Below are 21,213 nucleotides of genomic sequence, written 5' to 3'. Positions count from 1 at the left end.
AGTCGTAGGGTGCGACCCACGCGGGAGGTTCCGTTGCAGGTCTCAACCCAAAAACACCATCTCTCACCTGCTGTTGGGTGAAACCCAAGCGACAAAGCTACCATCTCTAAGCCTAAGAGGTTTCAGATATTTGCATGAATTTCGGAACTAGATAGCCGTCCCTCCAGTGGTTCATATTCATCTTCCAAAAGCCAGTTCTCGGCTTCTTCATAGTTGGGAAAAACTTTGACCAGACCATAACCTTCAGCCGGATCTAAAACAGACCAACTGTTCATTTTATCGCTCAAGAGAAGCAGGATATAAGGAGGAGATTGCATGGGATCGACCCAAACTTCTAAAAAATTCCAGTTATCCTTCACCTGGTCGGGTGCGAGGGATTGTGTGGTATCGGTTTTGTGCATCGATTTTTACCTCACCATAAAACAAAGGAGTCCTTGAACCATCGGGACTGATTCGATAGCCGATCGCCTCGGTAAAAAATAACCCATAGCGATCATAGTTGCGAATATTCCCCGTGTACTCACCTCTGTCTATGATAGCTTCAGCCACTCGTAGCATTGTCTCTTCATCATTAAAGATGTGGATTGAGCGCCCTCGCCGCAGCCATCTCTGTGACTGAGGAGTGTTAGGTAGGTGTTTAGGAATATGTTTCGGGTCAAGAAAAATATCCCGATGAATTCCGCTCATAATTATCGAGCCTTATGAGTTGCAGACATCAATTAAATTCGACAAGGATAGGCAGCATTTTCGGGCGATCGCCCAACGACTCCCCAGGGCGATCGCCTTTTCCGCAGTAGTATTAAATCTTTCCCCCCTACCCGCCTCTTTCCCGTACTCGTAGGGTGCGACCCACGCGGGAGGTTCCGTTGCAGGTCTCAACCCAAAAACACCATCTCTCACCTTCTGTTGGGTTTCACCTAACCTACAAAGCCTTCTGTTGGGTTTCACCCAACCTACAAAGCTACCCGCCTCTTTCCCGTAGTCGTAGGGTGCGACCCACGCGGGAGGTTCCGTTGCAGGTCTCAACCCAAAAACACCATCTCTCACCTTCTGTTGGGTGAAACCCAAGCGACAAAGCTGGTAGGGGCGGGTGCTAGATCAGCTACCGGAAAAACCCGTCAACTACCGGAACCCGCCCCCAGACGATCGCTTTTTAAGGCACAGCCGAACCGTGTCGCACCTGCCCTACACCGCAACCTTTTGATTACTAGCTGCCGAGGAAACCTCCGGCGTATTTTCCTCAGAAGGGGGAACCACTTGCCAGAATTTAGGTAGGAACTCAGACCAATTAGCCAAAATCGAAGCTGCCACCTTGCTACCAGTGCGATCGCTATGGTCTTGAATCAATCCCCGCAACTGAGCCTCACCTTGACTGGTCGCTACCCGTTGAATGCGGACAATTTCCCCATTCACACAATCCGGGAAAGATCCATCCAGGTCAAGGAAATAAGCAATACCGCCAGTCATTCCAGCCCCGACGTTACGGCCGACCTTACCGAGGACCACAACCACACCACCAGTCATATACTCGCAGCAATGGTCGCCTGCGCCTTCAATAACTGCTTGTCCCATAGAATTACGAACAGCGAAACGCTCACCCGCTTGTCCCCGTGCGAACAGAGTGCCTCCGGTGGCTCCATATAGACAAGTATTGCCAATAATCACATTTTCCCCAGAGTCCAGAGTCGAGTCATCACTGGGCTTAACAATCAACTCGCCGCCGTGCATACCCTTACCCACATAATCATTAGCCTCGCCATTGAGGGTTAAAATCATGCCGGGTAGGTTAAACGCGCCAAAACTCTGACCTGCTGACCCGTTAAAGGTGAGGGCAATTTCCCCAGAGAAACCACTATTGCCGTACATAGAGGCAATTTTCCCAGCAATGCGAGCGCCCACAGTGCGATCGGTATTGACAATATCCAAAGTTTTGGCAACCTTGTACTGATGGGAAATGGCATCAGAGATTTCTTGATCAGCCAAAATGCTGTCGTCTAACACCGGACCATTGCTGTGTACAGGTTCATGATTCAACCAATCATTACCCGGAGCGACCGGAGGCTGCATCAACACCCCTAAATCCAATCCTTTGGTTTTCGCCAGAGGTAAATCGCGCATTTTTAGGAGGTCCGATCGCCCCATCAAATCAGTCAGGGAACGGTAACCCAGCATAGCCAACAACTCCCGCACCTCTGATGCGACAAAATGGAAGAAATTAACCACATGGTCAGGAGTTCCTGGGAAGCGTTTACGCAACTCCTCCCGCTGAGTAGTGACCCCCACCGGACAACCATTGGTGTGACAAATCCGAGCCATGATACAGCCTTCGGAAATCATGGCGATCGTACCAAAGCCAAACTCTTCGGCTCCCATGAGAGCGCCCATGACCACATCCCAGCCGGACTTGAGACCACCATCAACCCGTAGGCGAACACGATCGCGCAATTGGTTTTCCATCAGTACCCGATGCACCTCCGTTAAACCCAACTCCCAGGGTGTTCCGGCGTGTTTAATGGAAGACAAAGGCGAGGCTCCCGTGCCGCCATCATGACCCGAAATCTGGATATAGTCCGCATTAGCCTTAGCTACCCCAGCCGCAATAGTACCAATACCAATTTCCGCTACCAGTTTCACCGACACCTGAGCATTAGGATTAATCTGATGCAAGTCAAAAATCAACTGTGCCAAATCCTCGATGGAGTAGATATCATGATGAGGCGGCGGAGAGATAAGCGTGACACCAGGTTTAGACCGTCGCAACATGGCGATATAGGGGCTAACTTTCTTGCCGGGCAGTTGTCCCCCCTCACCGGGTTTCGCCCCTTGAGCTACTTTAATCTCGATGGACTGGGCATTCATCAGATATTCTGGTGTTACCCCAAAGCGACCAGAAGCAACCTGTTTAATGGCAGAGGAGCAACTATCCCCATTTTTTAAGCCTCGTAGATATGGGCGACTGGGAGAAATGCCATCATCCCCGACATCAGATAAAGGCTTAAACCGGGCGGGGTCTTCGCCACCTTCCCCAGAATTTGACTTTCCGCCTAGACGGTTCATGGCGATCGCCAAAGTTTCGTGAGCCTCTGGCGACAGCGCCCCCAAAGACATTCCCCCAGTACAGAAGCGCTTGACAATATCCGTAATGGGTTCTACCTCATCAATAGAGATGGGAGAGCGATCGCTTTGGAAATCCAGTAAATCTCGCAGCGCCGCCACTGGGCTGTCTTTCAGGTAAGCCTGGTAAGTCGTGTAATGGTCTGCACCCTCACCGCGTACCGCCTGATGCAGTAACTTCGCCAATTCCGGGCTATTGCCGTGATATTCTCCCCGTTTAAAATAATTCACAAAGCCGTAGTTTTCCAGCTTTTTGCCTTGCATTTCCGGGAAAGCCTTAGCGTGAAACTGGCTGACCTCCATAGCCAACTCCGCCACAGTCAACCCTCCAATCCGAGAAGTCGTCCCCTTGAAGCCCAAATTCAACAGGTCTTCCCCGATACCGATCGCCTCAAAAATTTGGGCTCCTTGGTAAGAAGACAGTAGAGAAATCCCCATTTTCGAGAGAATCTTTAACAGTCCCCCTTCCACCGCCGCGCGATAGTTTTCCTGAGCCTGAACCATGCTCAAAGGTGGCATTTTCCCTTTTTCCATCGCCATCTGAGTTTTGGGTTCCGACCACCACTGTCGCACCGTCGCCAAAGCCAAATAGGGGCAGACAGCAGACGCACCATAGCCGATTAAACAGGCAAAATGATGGGTACTCCAGCATTGGGCAGTGTTCACCACCAACGAGCATTTCAAGCGGTCTCCCGACTCAATCAGATGGTGATGGACAGCCCCCACAGCCAACAGAGGAGGGATATAGGTATTTTCCCCATTCAAAGGCGATTGGCTCTCCGAGTTGCGATCGCTGAGAATCAAGATTTTCGCCCCCTGAGCCACTGCGGCGATCGCTTTTTCGCACAGAGCCTCCACCGCCAACCGCAACCCGTCCGGTCCCGTCGCCACCGGATACAGAGTAGACAGAGTGACCGCCTTTAAACCAGAGTCCGCCAGTTTTTGCAGTTCCGCCTCATTGAGGACTGGGGATGATATTTTTAGCATCCGCGCATCTTCCGGTTTAGGGTCTAGGAGGTTTCCGCGTTCTCCCAAGCGCATTTGTAGGGACATGACAATGCGCTCCCGTAGGGGGTCAATAGCCGGGTTAGTCACCTGAGCAAAGCGCTGTTTAAAATAGTCATATAGCAGGTGAGGTTGTTCCGAAATCACCGCCAGGGGGATATCATCTCCCATACAGAAAGTCGGTTCTTTCCCCAAACTCGCCATATCCGCAATCACCATTTCCACATCTTCCGAACCGTAACCAAAGGCTTTTTGGATAGCCAGGTCAGGAAGAAGAGGATTTTCTGTCCCCACAAAAGGTTGAGGCTCCAAATCGTAGCGGTATTTTCGCAGCCATTCCCCATAGTTGCATTTCGCCGCCACTTTCCGTTTAATATCCCAGTTTTTGAGGATTTCCGACTCCTCCAAGTTCACCGCGATAGTTTGTCCTGGTCCCAGGCGACCTTTTTCCAGAATTTCCGACTCCTCAACTTGTACTACTCCCGCTTCCGAGCCGACAATAATCAAACCCCCTTTGGTGATGCAGTAGCGAGCGGGTCTGAGTCCATTGCGGTCTAAGCAGGCTCCCACCTGTTTACCATCGCTAAATACTAGCAAAGCCGGACCATCCCAGGGTTCTTGTACTCCGCTGTGGAATTCGTAGAAGTCCGTAATTTCTGGATAGTCTTTCAGCAGCGGCTGATTTTGGTAGGCTTCTGGAACCATAATCATCAACGACTCGGAAGGTTCCCGTCCCGTCCGCACCAGGAGTTCCATCACGTTGTCGAGGTTAGCCGAATCGCTGTTATTGGCATCCACAAAGGGTTTCAGGTCCCAAAGGCGATCGCCCCAAACCGGATGAGAGAGGATACCTTCCCGCGCACGCATCCAGTTAATGTTACCCAGAAGCGTGTTAATTTCCCCGTTATGCCCCAGTAACCGCATCGGTTGAGCGAGAGGCCAGCGTGGCATAGTATTAGTGCTGAAGCGCCTATGATACACCGCAAATTGACTTTCATAGTCGGGATTTTGTAAATCACGGTAAAACTCACCCAACACCGCCGATCGCACCATACCCTTGTAAACAATAGTCCGACAGGACCAGGAGCAAATGTAGATATCCTGTCCCCAGACTAAGCCCTCTTTTTCTAGGGCTACCCCACACTGGCGGCGTGCTAGATATAATTGACGTTCTAGGTCATCTCCCACCAGACCTTTTTTTGAGCTAACAATAAGCTGTTCAATGCAGGGTTGGTTAGCTGCCGCCATTGGTCCGAGGACTTCCGGGCGCACCGGAACCACTCGCCAACCTATCAGGTTCAGGTTTTCCGACTCCAGAACTTTGGCGATCGTATCGCGGGCTAACTGTTGTTTACCTTCGCCGTCCGAAACCTGATGATTGGGGTCCGAATTTTCTGAAGAACCCGCCTGGGGTAGAAATACCATTCCTACTCCATAGTCACCCTCTGGACTGACCCCATATCCTTCCGCTTGCAGTATTTTCCAGGGAATAGTAGTCATCACTCCGGCTCCGTCCCCAGAGTCGTAATCGGCACTACATCCTCCCCTGTGTTCCAGACAGCCTAGGGCTTTTAAGGCTTTCTCAATTATGCTATGGTTGGCTTTTCCGTTTAGGTCTGCAATGAACCCAACGCCACAAGCATCTCTTTCTTCCACCAGCCACCGAGGACCCGCGTAGGGTGTACCCAGGCTATTTCCCTGGTTAGATAACCGGCGAACTTTCAGGGTAGGGGGTTGATGGGGGTTGAAATTGGTTTCTTTTCTATCCATGTCTCGATCAATGGGTTTTGCTAGGGAAATTGCTGTCTGGTGTCCGTTGTCCGTGAAATGCCCTTAGGTATTATTATGTAGCCAAGATTCGTAGGGTGCGTCACATCCGACCGGCTACGAGAAACACCAACCAAAAGCGTTATTGTGACGCACTCCGTGTTGATTTACTCCGAAATTTTCGCATCGAGGGGCGGGTTCTGACGCGCGACTCTATTTCCACGCCCATTGTTTGTGAACCCGCCTGTACCCTATTCCAAGCCATAGCTCATAATTACCTAGGATACACGCGATTTTTGGTCTTGACTCACAAAAGTTTAAATCTGATTACATTTTGATTTCATGTTTAACTCATCCCGATTTTCTGTAAATTTGGCTGCTTTTTTCTGGTTGTTGTCCTCTCCCGCCCTTAGCACTCCCACTGAGGGGTTCGGCGGGGGTGTGGCATTAGCGGCGGGGTATACCATTGTATCAAAACCTATTCAATCAGGAACCGACATTGCCATCAACGGACAAAATTTGCCAGTTAATTGGCTAGAGTGGCAAGATTCTCGCATACCAGACCGCCTTGCTATTGGTATTAGCGATTTGGGCTTAATGCACTCCATGGGAGTCGAACTCCTTGATACCGATAACCACCAACAACAGCCCATTAGTTGGTTTGCATTTTCCCATAACGTGCCTACACACTATCAATCTGGCTACCGATACCTAGAGATTAGCGAACTGGCAGCCAGGGAAAATTGGCAAATTCAGATCCAGGGAAACCGTCTCGAAATTGTCACCCCCCCTAGCACTATTGAATCAGTGCAGGCTGATTTCATTGAAGATAATATCTGTGTTCCCGTGGCGGGTGCTTGTAGGGGCGGGTGCAACATATCCCACGGGAAAAATCAGCCAACTCCCCACACCCGCCCCTCGGATCCGGTGTTGAGCGGGGCTGATTTCGGCATCCCCCCTTACACAGTCGCCCTAGCTTCTTTGGGGGAAACGACTGGTGACAGAACCGCCGGACGGGTTCAAGAATTATCTGACCTCCCCACCACAACACTCGTCAACCCGCCAGGACGCAACTCGGAAAATTTCTGTCGCCGTTTTGTCGTTAGACTCACCAACCCAGCCAATTGGCAAACTCCTAGTATCATCGGGCGCAGCATATCTCCCCAAAACCTCGATATATCTGATCTTCCCCCCCCTCTGCAAGAGTTACTTAAACCACCGTCCCCACAACCAGAACCAGAACCTGAGCCAACAGAGGAAACCAACTTAGAAGATGAAGGGGATAGGCAACCTTCACCCCCACCACCCCAGGAATTACCGCCTTTGGTATGGTGGTCAATTCCCTTGGAGGCTACATCGCCTCACCTCTCCAATAGTAGCGGCTCGCACCAGCTACTCGGTTCCGTAATTTTGCCTGGTAATAATATCCAATCTCTCACCCCCTCCGAGAGTTCATCAGATCTCTGGACAAATTTAATGGGGTTATGGGTAGATTCCCAGAACCAGCAAACTCGCCTGATTTTCAGCACTCCCACCGGGTGGCAGCCTGTGATCACCTCTAGTGCCGTGCTACCGGAAATTAACATCGAAATTCGCCCCGATTTTTGGCGCGATCGCAATATCGTTTGGGCTGAGGGACTGCGCTGGCAACAAAAATATATCGATCTTAATAGCCACCAGAGGCTATTTACACCCCCACCCTCAAACTCTACTGGCCGCGAGTCGGCTAGGTTCCCAGTCGTTTGGTTAGAGATAGACTTAAATAACCAGGGAATTTCCCTACAACCGATTCTCAGCCGACCAGGATCTCGCTCCGGTGTCAGCCCCTTGGTTCATGTCGCTAGTAGCACCAGAGCCGCCGCTGCCATCAATGGCGGATTTTTCAATCGCAATAATCAATATCCCCTGGGAGCCATCAGACATCAAAATCGCTGGCTCTCTGGCCCGATTCTCAACCGGGGGGCGATCGCTTGGACAGACCAAAACCAATTTTTTATCGATCGCCTCGAACTTTCACAAACCTTGTTCCGCGACCGTCGTGAACCTATCCCCCTCGCGCGCCTCAATAGTGCCTTTATTCAACGGGGACTATCTCGCTATACTTCTGACTGGGGAAGCACCTATAGCCCTTTTACTCCCAGAGAAATTGCTATCACTGTTCAAGGCGAAACCATTATTAGTCACCAAGTCCTCGACTCCATTAACTTTTCCGCCGTCCCTATTCCCGACGATGGCTATTTACTAATTCTGCGAAATGAACCCGAAATAGCTTTAGCCCTCGGCATAGATGAAACCCAGTGTATCGGGTTGGTTTGTCCCCCTAGCACCCAGACAGAACACCAACCCCTACCCGTGCAACTTGTTGATGAAACTAATCCGCCCGATTTTGCTGAATATCCCCATATTCTGGGGGCTGGTCCTCTGTTACTGCGGGGCAACCAAGTAGTCCTAGATGCTAGGGCCGAAAACTTTAGTGATGCTTTTAATACTCAAAGGGCTATCCGCAGTGCCGTCGGTCTGAAAACTAACACCCCAGGGCGATCGGGCAGCGACTCCCCAGCAGTATCGCTTTTATTAGTCGTAGTCCATCCACGTCTTGGTGGTCCTGGACCTTCTCTGGCTGAATTAGCAGAGTTAATGAAACAGTTGGGGGCTACTGATGCTCTCAATTTGGACGGTGGTAGTTCCACTGGTCTCTATTTAGGTGGGTATCTACTCGATCGCCCTCCTCAAACCGCCGCCCCTATTCACAATGCCCTGGGTGTGTTCTTATCCCCTTAAAAACTATGACTTCTATGTAAAGCTATGGGTGGCTACCGTAAAGTTTTGATAAAATCTGGTAGCTATCACCGCATTCTGAGGCAAACCGGGTGACATCTTCCCTAATCTGTTTGCTATGGTGGTTTGTAGGAATCAAGGCTCAATGTAAAGGCTCGAACCTCGAGCATCTAAAGCCCTGAGCTAGTGCCAAATTTATCCTAATTTTTTCAAGGACAGATTGCTATGGTAGCCATCAAAGAAAATCCTCAAGTTGCAGCCACACTCGTCGCCACCATTCCCCAATTGCCTTCAGCCACTGAGTTGCGGCCTTGGGGTTCTTTTACCGTATTAGAAGAAGGACCTGGCTACAAAATTAAACGCATTGAGGTAAACCCAGGCCATCGCCTTAGCTTACAAATGCACCATCATCGCAGTGAACACTGGATTGTAGTTTCTGGTACTGCTAGAGTTACCTGTGGCGATCGTGAAGAGGTACTATTTTCTAATCAATCGACTTATGTGCCTCAATGTACAACCCACCGCCTGGAAAATCCCGGCGTGATACCTCTGGTTTTGATTGAGGTTCAGAATGGAGAGTATTTAGGGGAAGATGACATTGTTCGTTTTCAGGATGACTACTCCCGCAGCCGCTAATCTCCAGGAATTCCGCATTCTATCAGTGTTGATTGCCTGAATTGCCTTAATGTATTTGTGTAGTTGTCTCCTGTAGCTGTATAATTACGGCTTGACCCAAAATCCAGGGTGCTTATGGTCGATCCTCAGTTATCGGTTATCTCTGAACTATGATTCATCTAACCCAATCTGCCACTAATGAAGTTTTACGCCAACAGTCTAGGAAGAATGACTCCAACCTATTGTTTCGACTAGGAGTTAAGTCTGGGGGGTGTTGTGATTGGGTTTATACCTTCAGTTTGGAACCATCAGCCACAGCCAACGATGGCGTTTATCAGTGTGGTTCGATTAAGATAGTGATTGATAGCCACAGCGCTCCCTACCTGGAGGGATTGACCCTAGACTATTCAGAGGATCTCATGGGGGGAGGCTTCCGGTTCGATAATCCTAATGCAGCCAAGACCTGTAGTTGTGGTCACTCTTTTGTCCGTAAGTCCTGATATTAGGGAGTTGCGTCCGATTCGCTTCCGTATTTCCAAAAAAAGTTTGCCAAAAGCAGTTAGATCGTTTAAAATAAAGTTTTGGGTATCAGAATCTAACTTATAGATAGAAAGGAAAATCCCATCCCCAAATCGGGGAGGGCTATTTCGGTGGAGATACCGCAACCCCTAAAATTGACGAATTCATAGATTATGTCGTAACTCATGCCCACTATACAGCAACTAATTCGTTCTGCACGAGAAAAGACTGATAAAAAAACCAAGTCTCCAGCCCTGAAAAGTTGTCCGCAACGTCGTGGGGTTTGTACTCGTGTTTATACTACAACACCTAAAAAACCGAATTCAGCACTTCGCAAAGTAGCAAGGGTGCGCCTGACTTCAGGATTTGAAGTGACAGCATATATACCGGGTATTGGTCATAACTTACAAGAACACTCTGTGGTAATGATTAGAGGCGGTCGGGTGAAAGACTTACCAGGCGTTCGATATCACATAATTCGTGGGACATTGGACACAGCGGGAGTCAAAGATCGTCGCAACGGCCGTTCTAAATACGGAGCCAAACGCCCGAAGGCTTAGGACCGGAGTATGAATTAACCCAAATTTTGGCAGCCTAATTTTATGGGCGGGTCTGGTTGACATGGGTTATTGTAGGTCTTGCTGGCTCGGCAGGAATTTAAGATTGTGTTGAGGGAAAATTTAGTATGTCTCGTCGTAGAGTTGTTCAAAAACGTCCGGTTCCTCCTGATTCTAGGTATAACAGTCGCCTGGTGAGCATGATGGTGCGTCGCATCATGAGGCACGGCAAAAAATCTGTAGCTCACAACATCGTTTATGATGCTTTGGCTACTATTGAGGAACGGACGGGATCTGATCCTCTGGAATTGTTTGAAAAAGCGGTGAGGAATGCGACTCCTTTGGTAGAAGTTAAGGCTCGCCGGGTGGGAGGAGCGACTTATCAAGTTCCCATGGAAGTGCGTTCCGAAAGGGGAACCACCTTAGCTTTGCGGTGGTTGATTCACTTTTCGAGGACTCGTTCAGGGCGATCGATGGCTAGTAGACTAGCATCAGAACTGATGGATGCAGCCAATGAAACCGGGAGTGCAGTTCGGAAGCGGGAAGAAACGCACCGGATGGCAGAAGCCAACAAAGCCTTCGCCCATTATCGGTATTAAAATATTGGATTAGCAGTCAGTTCCAGAAACGTATAAAATCTTAATAAAGGTTTAAAAAAGGAGGTAGCTGTGGCACGTACCATCCCGCTTGAGAGAGTACGTAATATCGGCATCGCAGCCCATATCGATGCGGGCAAGACAACCACTACGGAGAGGATTCTATTCTATTCGGGTGTGGTTCACAAAATGGGCGAGGTTCATGAAGGAACTGCTGTAACGGACTGGATGGCTCAAGAGCGGGAGCGTGGTATTACCATCACGGCTGCCGCCATTAGTACCAGTTGGCTAGATCATCGCATTAACATCATTGATACTCCTGGTCACGTTGACTTCACCATTGAAGTAGAACGGTCTATGCGGGTTCTTGATGGGGTGATTGCAGTTTTCTGTTCTGTCGGTGGCGTACAGCCTCAGTCAGAAACGGTTTGGCGGCAGGCTGAACGCTATCAGGTTCCCCGAATTGCATTCATTAATAAAATGGATCGCACCGGGGCGGACTTTTTTAAGGTCTATGGTCAAATCCGCGATCGCTTGCGAGCTAATGCAGTACCGATCCAGGTTCCCGTAGGTCGTGAGAGTGACTTTCACGGCTTGGTAGATCTAGTCGCGATGAAGACTTATCTGTACACCAATGACCTGGGAACTGATATCCAAGTCAGTGATGAGATTCCAGAGGAAGTCCAAGATTTGGTAGCAGAGTATCGGGAAAAACTCCTAGAAGCTGTAGCCGAAACGGATGAGGCTTTGATGGAGAAATATCTCGAACAGCTCGAAGGTGGGGAAGCTCTCACAGAAGAAGAAATTCGTCATAGCTTACGTCAAGGGACAATTAAAGGCTTGATTGTTCCGGTAATTTGCGGTTCTTCTTTCAAAAACCGAGGGGTTCAAAGGCTTCTGGATGCTGTGGTAGACTATCTTCCGGCTCCCACAGAAGTGCCTCCCATTAAAGGGGTACTACCGGACGGAGAAGAGGGGGTTCGCTATGCGGATGATGATGCACCGCTATCAGCCTTGGCGTTCAAAGTGATGGCTGATCCTTATGGACGTTTAACTTTTGTGCGGGTCTATTCCGGTGTTCTCCAGAAAGGAAGTTACATCTACAATGCCACTAAGAACAAGAAAGAGCGGATTTCTCGCTTGATCGTTCTCAAGTCTGATGAACGCATTGAGGTAGAAGAACTCCGAGCCGGGGACTTGGGAGCGGCTTTAGGTCTCAAGGATACCCTGACTGGGGATACAATCTGTGATGAAGCCAACTCGATTATCCTGGAGTCCTTATATATCCCAGAGCCGGTGATTTCGGTGGCGGTAGAACCCAAAACCAAACAGGATATGGAGAAACTCTCCAAGGCTTTGCAGTCCTTATCTGAGGAAGATCCGACTTTCCGGGTATCAATTGACTCGGAGACTAACCAAACGGTAATTGCTGGAATGGGTGAACTACACCTGGAAATTCTGGTAGACCGGATGTTACGAGAGTTCAAGGTGGAAGCTAACATTGGCGCTCCCCAGGTGGCTTACCGTGAGACTATCCGTAAGTCAATTCGCACCGAAGGAAAGTTCATCCGTCAGAGTGGTGGTAAGGGTCAGTATGGCCACGTTGTGATTGAATTGGAACCGGGTGAGCCGGGAAGTGGATTTGAATTTGTCTCCAAGATTGTTGGGGGTTCTGTTCCCAAGGAATATATTAATCCGGCGGAACAGGGGATGAAGGAAGCCTGCGAGTCCGGTGTGATTGCTGGTTATCCACTCATCGATGTCAAAGCTACTCTGGTGGATGGTTCCTACCATGAGGTTGACTCCTCGGAAATGGCCTTTAAGATTGCCGGTTCCATGGCGATTAAAAATGGTGTCACCAAGGCTTCACCTGTGCTGTTGGAGCCGATGATGAAAGTTGAAGTGGAAGTTCCCGAAGATTTCATTGGGAATGTCATCGGGGATCTAAACTCCCGCCGTGGTCAGATTGAGGGTCAGGAAACTGATCAGAGTCAATCCATTGCCAAGGTAGTGGCTAAAGTTCCTCTGGCTACAATGTTTGGCTATGCGACGGATATCCGCTCGAAAACTCAAGGCCGGGGGGTCTTCTCGATGGAGTTTAGCCATTATGAAGAGGTGCCTCGGAGTGTGGCAGAAACTATCATTGCGAAGAGCAAAGGTAACTAGAGATTAGGATGGTGGCGCGAGCGCGGTGGTGGTGTAAACTGCTGCGATCGCACCAACTATGCGGTCTCGAACTTGATCATTCATTACTAGAAGAACAAACGAAACAATAATATGGCACGCGCAAAATTTGAACGGAACAAACCTCACGTTAACATTGGTACGATCGGTCACGTTGACCACGGTAAAACCACGCTGACTGCTGCTATCACCATGACATTGGCTGCCTCTGGTGGTGCTAAAGCTCGTAAGTATGATGATATTGATGCGGCTCCTGAAGAAAAGCAGCGGGGTATTACCATCAATACCGCTCACGTAGAGTATGAAACTGAACAACGCCACTATGCTCACGTTGACTGTCCGGGACACGCTGACTATGTGAAAAATATGATCACTGGTGCTGCCCAAATGGATGGTGCAATTCTGGTGGTTTCAGCGGCTGATGGTCCTATGCCTCAAACCCGTGAACATATCCTGCTGGCGAAACAGGTAGGGGTTCCTAGTATCGTGGTTTTCCTGAACAAAGCCGATATGGTAGATGATGAGGAACTACTGGAACTGGTGGAATTGGAAGTTCGCGAACTGCTAAGTTCATACGATTTCCCCGGTGATGATATTCCCATTGTTTCTGGTTCTGCTTTGAAAGCATTGGACTTTCTGACAGAAAACCCCAAAACTACTCGCGGTGAGAATGATTGGGTTGACAAGATTCATGCTCTGATGGATGAAGTAGATGCTTATATCCCCACTCCTGAGCGCGATATCGATAAGCCTTTCTTGATGGCTGTGGAAGATGTTTTCTCGATTACTGGTCGGGGTACGGTGTCTACAGGCCGGATCGAACGGGGTAAAGTCAAGGTGGGTGACACTGTTGAACTGATTGGAATTAAGGATACCCGCACCACTACTGTAACTGGGGCGGAAATGTTCCAGAAAACTCTTGAGGAGGGGATGGCGGGAGATAACGTCGGTCTACTGCTGCGGGGTATTCAGAAAAATGATGTTCAACGGGGTATGGTAATTGCTAAACCCAAATCAATTACTCCCCACACTAAGTTTGAGGCGGAAGTTTATATCCTCAAGAAAGAAGAAGGCGGACGGCACACTCCTTTCTTTAAAGGTTATCGTCCTCAGTTCTATGTACGGACTACTGATGTAACCGGGACTATTGATGAGTTTACCGCTGACGATGGCAGCACCCCGGAAATGGTTATCCCTGGTGACCGGATTAATATGACTGTACAACTCATCTGCCCGATCGCTATTGAGCAAGGGATGCGTTTCGCTATCCGTGAGGGTGGTCGTACTGTTGGTGCGGGTGTAGTTGCTAAGATTCTGGCTTAGAACTAGAATCCGATCGCTAGATTCTGAACTGATCAATTAAGTGGCAGGAAAGTGCTCCGAGTTGAGGACACTTTTCTGCTCTCTCTGACCTTGCTTATTTAATTCAACTGAACCTCGAAAACTAAACAATTGAGACCATGGCTACCATTCAGCAGCAAAAAATTCGCATCCGTCTTAAAGCCTTCGATCGCCGCTTACTTGATACCTCCTGCGAGAAGATCGTCGATACGGCTAACCGCACCGGAGCTACGGCCCTCGGTCCGATTCCTTTACCAACTAAAAGACGCATTTACTGTGTCCTACGTTCTCCCCACGTTGATAAGGATTCACGAGAACATTTTGAAACCCGGACTCACCGCCGCATTATTGATATTTATCAACCTTCCTCAAAAACAATTGATGCTCTCATGAAACTCGATTTACCCGCTGGGGTGGATATTGAGGTGAAATTGTAGGGTCACTAGGGGCGATCGCTCTTCAATATATTCGGTGATCGAAACAGGGGTCGTCCGAAATCGGCTAAAGTATAAAGAAAGAAGCGCACACTGTACTAAGGGACAATGGCATCATCTTCCTCTCTTGCTGTTCGAGAACTTCCCCTGTTTCCTCTACCGGAAGTGGTTCTGTTTCCACATCGACCCCTACCTTTACATATTTTCGAGTTCCGTTATCGAATTATGATGAACACTATCCTAGACGGCGATCGTCGCTTTGGGGTTTTGATGTTCGATCCTACTCAAGGACAAGTGGCTTCGGTAGGCTGCTGTGCTGAGGTCATTCAGTATCAGCGTTTACCTGATGATCGCATGAAAATTGTGACCTTGGGACAACAACGATTTCGCGTCCTCGAAGCTGTCCGGGAAAAGCCTTATCTGGTTGGTTTGGTGGAATGGATCGAAGATGAGCCACCAACTACCGATCTTAGACCTTTGGCTAAGGATGTGGCTAATTTACTGCGAGATGTGGTTCATCTTTCCAGTAAGTTAATGGATCAGCCCATCGAATTACCCGATGATATTCCTGATTTACCCACAGAGTTATCCTACTGGGTTGCTAGTAACCTCTATGGGGTGGCAGCGGAACAACAGATGCTTTTAGAAATGCAGGATACTGTAGCTCGTTTGGAAAGGGAAGCTGAAATTCTGACTTCAACTCGCAATCATTTAGCTGCTAGAACTGTGTTAAAGGATGCCCTAAATTAGGGCAGTAGTTGACAGACCAAGCCTGCCTCATGAGACAAGGCAGCCCTTGTCTCTACGGCGGCGGGATTTTTTCGTTAATATTCTGCGCCTGGGCTTATTTATCCAGATTAAATGTTGAAAAAAAAATCAACACCCCTCGCGCCCAGCCTCACCCGGAAAAGGGGCTTGACTTAGTGAGCGAGTTGGGGTAGTATATTTATATAATGGAAATCTGTGCTTAAAAAATATTTTGGTCAAGCCTCCCATTATAAGGAATTACCTCCCAGCCTACCATAATTTCCCGCCACCTGTCAACCCATCTACGGGCGGCGACATTAATTTTTGTTGAAAAAAAAATCAACATGGGGATTGTGGTTGATGGTTAAGAATGCTATAACTGCCAAAAATTTTGAGAGTTTCGGTGTGAGTTTTGAGTTCTTGCAAAGCCGATCGCACGGATTGATGATCAGTGTTAGCCTCAATATCAATAAAGAACAAATAATCGCCAAGCGATCGCTTAGTAGGACGGGACTCAATGCGACTTAGATTAATATTGCGTTGGGCAAAAATCTGTAATGGTTTAACCAAAGCACCAGGAACATTAGCGGGAACACTAAAAGCTAAGGAAGTATAATTACCCCCAGGCCAAGGCTGTAAACTGACGACCCAGAATCGGGTACAATTGTCAGGATAATCATTAATTGGATGAGCCAAAATAGGTAACTGATAAAGTTCAGCAGCGCGTCCAGATGCGATCGCAGCGGTAGTAGTTTCCTGCAAATATTGTAGTGCTTCTGTAGTGGAATTAGTAGGGATAGCCTGAACATTAGGGAGAAATTTTTCGAGCCATCCCTGACACTGAGCCAAGGCTTGCGGGTGGGAGTAGACAGTTTTAATGTCTGCTAATCCCTGAGCGTTAGATAGTAAAGCGTGGGAAATAGGTAAAACCAGGCCCTTTTGAATGCGAATTAGATCTAGCTTCCAGATAGCATCAAGGGTAATAGTAACACTACCCTCAATAGAATTTTCGACGGGAACGACTCCGAGAGCGACATCACCGTTAGCGACGGCTTGTAGAGTTTGGGTGATACTAGGATAAGGACATAGTAAAGGCCTATGTCCTGTAGTTTGGGTTAGATAGTCGGCATAAACCAGAGTCGCCGCCTCAGCATAAGTACCTGGGGGGCCTAAATGAGCAATAGAGACAGTCATTGTAACCACTAATCAATTAAATTTAGGTTGGTATGGTGTGAGGTTTGGGGGAGTGTGAACAGGGGTCGAAGGCGGTCTATTGAGTTGAACTTGGCTTATTTAGGACCAGTAGGGTAGGGATAAATGGACTCTCCCCAATTGAGGTTGTTGTAATTCTTTACAAGGTTCTCATCAATATGATGGTTATGATGGAAAGACTAAACGCCAAAACCCCAATCTAAGAATAATCTAAGACTACTTGAGGACTTGGGGTGATGGCAGTCACGTTCAAAAAAGTTAATTTTTGTTAATGTAGGTTAACAACTGTTGATTTATACCGTCTCCCATGCTTAATAGATTTACAGCTTCCCAATCGGTGGAAATTGCGGTAGGTGAGCAAAGTATTCCGATCCAGCACTATTTACGTCAGCCCCAACGTTTGGTGAACGCCTTAGTTGATCCAAATAGGCTACAGAGGTTGGAGGCGGACTGCTTTCGCTTAAAAATGCGTCCCCTGTCATTTATGATGCTGACCATTCAACCGACAGTAGATATGAAAGTATCAGCTTTGGCGAATGGAACGGTAAGGTTGCGATCGCGGGGTTGTGAAATTCGGGGTATTGAATACATTAACCAGAGGTTTTCGCTGAACCTATATGGCAGATTAGCGCCGTACAAAATCAATGGTATCACCTATCTGAGGGGTCAAGCGGATCTTGAGGTACAGGTGGAGGTCCCCTACCCGTTGTCGCTAACTCCTAAACCGATAATTGAAGCCACTGGAAACGGTTTGCTTAAAAGCGTTTTATTAACGATAAAACAGCGATTAATGCACAATTTATTATCGGACTATGAGCGATGGACTTGTGAGGTACAGGAGCAAGAAATTGCCACCCAACCCAATAGTCAAGTGGTTGTCGGGGGGAGTTCCGCAGTCAGTCATGATTCTCACCAGCCCACTTAGTTAACCCGCCCCCGCCTTAACGGTAGGGGGTTGTAGGGTGCGTGAGATTTGTATGATGGCATGGAAAACCCGGACACTAGGGACTGCGGGGCAGGCGGGTGGGTGCGTCACTGAGTTAACCCGCCCCCGACTCGAAATATTGACGGACGGGAGCAAAGGAGAAGCGATGGTGAAAACAAGGACCATAAGATTGTAAGGCTTGTTTATGTTGTTTAGTGCCGTATCCCTTGTGTTGAGCGAAACCATATTGTGGGTAAGTGCGATCTAAGCGGGTCATAAGTTCATCACGCCATACCTTAGCGACAATACTAGAGGCGGCGATGACAACACAATGGCTATCCCCTTTGACGATCGCCTGTTGTGGGATAGACAGATTGGGGATAAGTCTGTTCCCATCAACCAAACAAAATTGTGGTGGCGGTTGCAATTTAAGAATCGATCGCCGCATAGCGAGTTGGGTAGCTTGTAAAATATTTAGGCGGTCTATTTCCCGTGCCGAAGCCCAACCAATTTGACAAGCGATCGCCTTAGATCTAATTAAAGTAGATAAACTGAGGCGATCGTTGTGGGTCAATTTTTTACTATCTTTAACCCCAGCCGCAGCAAGTTCTAAGATAGTTGTTTCTGACAGTTGTACAGCCGCCGCTACCACCGGGCCAAACCAAGCTCCTCTTCCCACCTCATCTATACCAGCCACAGCAGTCCAGGAAAGTTGTTCAATGGGGTTATTTTCCCCCTGAATAAACAGGGGTAGGGAAGCGGATAGGTAGGGATAAGGGATACTCACTCAGGAACCGCCGAAGAACGGCGACGGCGGCGGCGAATAACGGGTGTGTCTTCAGGCGATGTCTCTAGGTCCAAGTTTTCGGAATCTTCCGAGACATAAATATAATCAGAATCTTCGAGTTCATCATTAGGATCTGGTAGTTGGCTGTTATCTGTTAAATCACTAACATCTAGTAGTTCCCCAGGCTCTGGGATTTCCGGGGACTCTTGAGAATCGTCAGTGGTATCTTCTACATCATCAGAAACCAGGTTTTGGTCATCTTGAGAGATCAGATTTGCAGTCGGAGGGACTTGTACGCTTTGAGGAATTGAGATAGTCGGCGCAGAGGAGGAGGAGAGGGTAGTGTCAGTTTCCTCCTCCAAAATAGTAGACAGAGGTAAAGGCGTATCACCTGGTAAACGAACTGTTACGATCGCATTTCTAGCATTTTTGACCGACTGATTAGAGAGTACCAAGGGAGAAATCCCCATGAGGGCATAAACATCTTGTTCATCCCCGGTCATTTCCACCGCCACCACTTCTGGAGGTTCTGGGATAGCCTTGATAGAATCAGACTTAACCGACTTAGGAAATCGTTCCGTAAGTTCTTGGCGATCGTTCAAGAGAACATCGGTATTAGCTTCCGTCCTAGTCGTGTCATTATAGGTATTAGCGGAGTTAACGCGGATAGAACGATTTCCCTCTTCCCCCTTGACTAAGGGTTCAATATCACCAATACGACGGCGGCGGCGGCGGCGGATATTGCTACCACCGCCAATGTCTTGATAACTGGGATGATTAAGCAACTCCAACTCTGGGAAATTACCTCCTGTATCAAGTTCACCAGAAACCATTTCCGAATCATCGCGCATAAGAGGTTCGGTAGATGATGCAGAAGATAAGGTTTGAACTCGGCGAGTTTCCTGTCCTAGTGCGGTGCGAGTTCCGGTATCAAAACCAGGGGGGTTAGATAGTGATTTGGGGCTAACCATGAATCGTTCAGAGGCTTCAGCGCTATCGGCTGCTGACTCTCCGGGGAGGTGAATCAGATGTCCCAAGCCGTTACAAGTGGGACAACTACGGCCAAACAACTCATAAATATTTTGTCCTTGGCGTTTTCTGGTCAACTCAACCAAACCCAACTCAGACAATTGAGCAATTTGTGGTCTAGACTTATCTGCTTTCAAGACCTTATTAAAGTGTTCAAGGACTTGTAGCTGATCTCTGCGGGAGTCCATATCAATAAAGTCAACAATAATCACCCCAGCGATATTGCGTAGGCGCAGTTGACGGGCGATTTCGGTAGCCGCTTCACAGTTAGTCCAGAGGACAGTTTCCCTAGAAGTTGCCGAGCGGGTAAAGGAACCGGAGTTGACATCAATCACGGTCAAGGCTTCTGTTGGTTCAATGATAATGTATCCTCCAGAGGGCAAATCTACTCTCGGGCGTAGTGCTTCTCGAATAGCAGCATTAACGCGGAAATATTCAAGGATAGGGATACGTTCTCGGTGGTGGTCAATCAAGACTCCTTGGGGAGTTTTACCAACACTCCAATTGACCAAATGCTGTTTAACTCGTCTAATGCCATCAGCGGAATCCACCACAATGCGATTAACTTCGGTGCTATACATATCTCTTAGCACCCGTTGAATAAAATCATTATCTCGATTCAGCAGTGCGGGAGGTCGGGTCGAGGTGGCCTCTTGTTGGATTTCTTCCCACTGTTTTTGTAAGGCTTCTAAATCTTCCAAAATGGCATCTTCTGCCATACCTTCGGCTTCAGTTCGGACTAATAAACCCATACCAGAGGGTTTAATTAAAATAGCCAAGGCTCTAAGGCGATTGCGTTCTGTCTCAAGGCGGATACGGCGAGACAGATTTACACCTCGGCCAAATGGCATTAAGACGAGATAGCGTCCTGGTAGGGTAATATTCCCTGTCAATCTTGGTCCTTTGGTGCCGGTGGGTTCTTTCATCACTTGGACAAGAACCTTTTGTTGAGGCATCAATAGTTCGGTAATGGAACCGGACGATCGCTTTAATCTTAGCGGTCCCAAATCGGAAACATGAATAAACCCGTTGCGTTCGGGGTCGCCAATATTGACAAAAGCCGCGTCTATTCCGGGCAGGACATTTTCAACAATTCCTAAATAAATATCACTAACTTGTTGGTTTCCGGTTGCCACCACAAGTTCTTGAATCTCGTCTTCAGAAAAAACTGCAGCGATCCTATGCTGCTCTGCAATAATAATTTGCTTGGACATTTAATTTCCTCAAAACTTTGCAACACTTGACCGAGTAGGCGGCTCTGCGTGAGCTTGATATTGTGGTGGCTAGAGCGATGAGAGAGCGTGCCGTTTGCCCAATAATCATCTGTGTGCGCGGGGCGAAGGGACTTACAATAGTAGCCATTGTCGGTTGAAGATGCTTCCGCCGGGAACTTTTGGTCTTATTCATATCACCATTTATCGAAACCACTAGGTCATCGAAGACACAAAGGCGGGTGAGTTCGTTGTTTGGCGTAGGGCTGGTGCAGAAAGTTGGCCGGTTTTTCTAATGCTGCCTGCGACCTCTGGGGGCTGGTGCAGAAAGTTGGCCGGTTTTTCTAATGCTGCCTGCGACCTCTGGGGGCTGGTGCAGAAAGTTGGCCGGT

At 48.4% G+C, this 21,213-nt stretch carries 17 protein-coding genes; 10 read left to right on the top strand and 7 right to left on the bottom strand.

The annotated features are described in order from the left end of the window. Nucleotides 1–122: 122 nt before the first annotated feature. From ACTIE0_RS09045 to gltB, 4 genes are all read right to left on the bottom strand, one after another. On the bottom strand, nt 123–317 hold the full coding sequence (locus ACTIE0_RS09045; RefSeq protein ID WP_439516885.1) for a hypothetical protein: 195 nt from the start codon (nt 315–317) through the stop codon (nt 123–125). A 31-nt stretch (nt 318–348) separates the two neighbouring features. Beyond that, nucleotides 349–687 carry a DUF6972 family protein gene (locus ACTIE0_RS09040; protein WP_006669790.1) on the bottom strand — a complete coding sequence of 113 codons (339 nt, stop codon included), beginning with the start codon at nt 685–687 and terminating at the stop codon, nt 349–351. Nucleotides 688–699: 12 nt separating this feature from the next. Further along, nucleotides 700–1,026, bottom strand: coding sequence for a hypothetical protein (locus tag ACTIE0_RS09035; protein WP_439516884.1), 327 nt, complete (start codon nt 1,024–1,026; stop codon nt 700–702). Between the two features lie 159 nt (nt 1,027–1,185). Beyond that, nucleotides 1,186–5,889: a glutamate synthase large subunit gene (gene gltB / locus ACTIE0_RS09030; RefSeq protein ID WP_006623899.1), complete on the bottom strand. Its 4,704-nt coding sequence runs from the start codon at nt 5,887–5,889 to the stop codon at nt 1,186–1,188. A 339-nt stretch (nt 5,890–6,228) separates the two neighbouring features. Between gltB and ACTIE0_RS09025 the strand changes: the two genes are divergently transcribed. The 9 genes from ACTIE0_RS09025 to ACTIE0_RS08985 all read left to right on the top strand — a co-directional run bounded on the left by ACTIE0_RS09025 (nt 6,229) and on the right by ACTIE0_RS08985 (nt 15,660). After that, the gene (locus tag ACTIE0_RS09025) at nt 6,229–8,667 is read left to right on the top strand and encodes a phosphodiester glycosidase family protein (RefSeq protein ID WP_006669789.1); all 2,439 of its coding nucleotides are present in this window, start codon (nt 6,229–6,231) and stop codon (nt 8,665–8,667) included. A gap of 222 nt (nt 8,668–8,889) precedes the next feature. Beyond that, a complete protein-coding gene (locus ACTIE0_RS09020; RefSeq protein WP_006623902.1) occupies nt 8,890–9,300 on the top strand; it encodes a phosphomannose isomerase type II C-terminal cupin domain in 411 nt (136 codons plus the stop codon). A gap of 149 nt (nt 9,301–9,449) precedes the next feature. Then, nucleotides 9,450–9,779 carry a HesB/IscA family protein gene (locus tag ACTIE0_RS09015; protein ID WP_006623903.1) on the top strand — a complete coding sequence of 110 codons (330 nt, stop codon included), beginning with the start codon at nt 9,450–9,452 and terminating at the stop codon, nt 9,777–9,779. 204 nt (nt 9,780–9,983) lie between these two features. Beyond that, nucleotides 9,984–10,358 (top strand): 30S ribosomal protein S12, encoded by a 375-nt coding sequence (gene rpsL, locus ACTIE0_RS09010; protein ID WP_006619092.1) that lies wholly within the window; start codon nt 9,984–9,986, stop codon nt 10,356–10,358. Between the two features lie 125 nt (nt 10,359–10,483). After that, on the top strand, nt 10,484–10,954 hold the full coding sequence (gene rpsG / locus ACTIE0_RS09005) for a 30S ribosomal protein S7 (protein WP_006623904.1): 471 nt from the start codon (nt 10,484–10,486) through the stop codon (nt 10,952–10,954). A 69-nt stretch (nt 10,955–11,023) separates the two neighbouring features. Beyond that, nucleotides 11,024–13,117, top strand: a complete 2,094-nt coding sequence (gene fusA / locus ACTIE0_RS09000) for an elongation factor G (protein WP_035759237.1) — start codon at nt 11,024–11,026, stop codon at nt 13,115–13,117. Between the two features lie 111 nt (nt 13,118–13,228). Beyond that, entirely contained in the window at nt 13,229–14,458 is a 1,230-nt protein-coding gene (tuf, locus tag ACTIE0_RS08995; protein ID WP_006623906.1) for an elongation factor Tu, read from the top strand. 137 nt (nt 14,459–14,595) lie between these two features. Further along, complete coding sequence (gene rpsJ, locus ACTIE0_RS08990; protein WP_006619096.1) at nt 14,596–14,913, top strand: 30S ribosomal protein S10; 318 nt, start codon at nt 14,596–14,598, stop codon at nt 14,911–14,913. A 105-nt stretch (nt 14,914–15,018) separates the two neighbouring features. Next, the gene (locus ACTIE0_RS08985; protein ID WP_006623907.1) at nt 15,019–15,660 is read left to right on the top strand and encodes an LON peptidase substrate-binding domain-containing protein; all 642 of its coding nucleotides are present in this window, start codon (nt 15,019–15,021) and stop codon (nt 15,658–15,660) included. A 336-nt stretch (nt 15,661–15,996) separates the two neighbouring features. Here ACTIE0_RS08985 and pheA read toward each other — a convergent pair whose 3' ends face one another. Further along, nucleotides 15,997–16,851: a prephenate dehydratase gene (gene pheA / locus ACTIE0_RS08980; protein ID WP_006623911.1), complete on the bottom strand. Its 855-nt coding sequence runs from the start codon at nt 16,849–16,851 to the stop codon at nt 15,997–15,999. A gap of 325 nt (nt 16,852–17,176) precedes the next feature. On the opposite strand from pheA, the gene ACTIE0_RS08975 reads away from it, so the two are divergent. Further along, nucleotides 17,177–17,794, top strand: coding sequence for a DUF1997 domain-containing protein (locus tag ACTIE0_RS08975; protein ID WP_006623912.1), 618 nt, complete (start codon nt 17,177–17,179; stop codon nt 17,792–17,794). A 115-nt stretch (nt 17,795–17,909) separates the two neighbouring features. Here the strand turns inward: ACTIE0_RS08975 and ACTIE0_RS08970 are convergent, their stop codons facing one another. After that, nucleotides 17,910–18,581 carry a ribonuclease HII gene (locus ACTIE0_RS08970; protein ID WP_006623913.1) on the bottom strand — a complete coding sequence of 224 codons (672 nt, stop codon included), beginning with the start codon at nt 18,579–18,581 and terminating at the stop codon, nt 17,910–17,912. Beyond that, complete coding sequence (gene rne, locus ACTIE0_RS08965; protein ID WP_006623914.1) at nt 18,578–20,824, bottom strand: ribonuclease E; 2,247 nt, start codon at nt 20,822–20,824, stop codon at nt 18,578–18,580. Before rne ends, ACTIE0_RS08970 begins: the two co-directional genes overlap by 4 nt. Between the last annotated feature and the right edge of the window lie 389 nt (nt 20,825–21,213).

It is taken from the genome of Limnospira sp. (genome assembly GCF_051859755.1).
In the GTDB taxonomy this organism is placed as follows: domain Bacteria; phylum Cyanobacteriota; class Cyanobacteriia; order Cyanobacteriales; family Microcoleaceae; genus Limnospira; species Limnospira fusiformis.
This window is presented reverse-complemented; position numbering and strand designations above follow the sequence as displayed.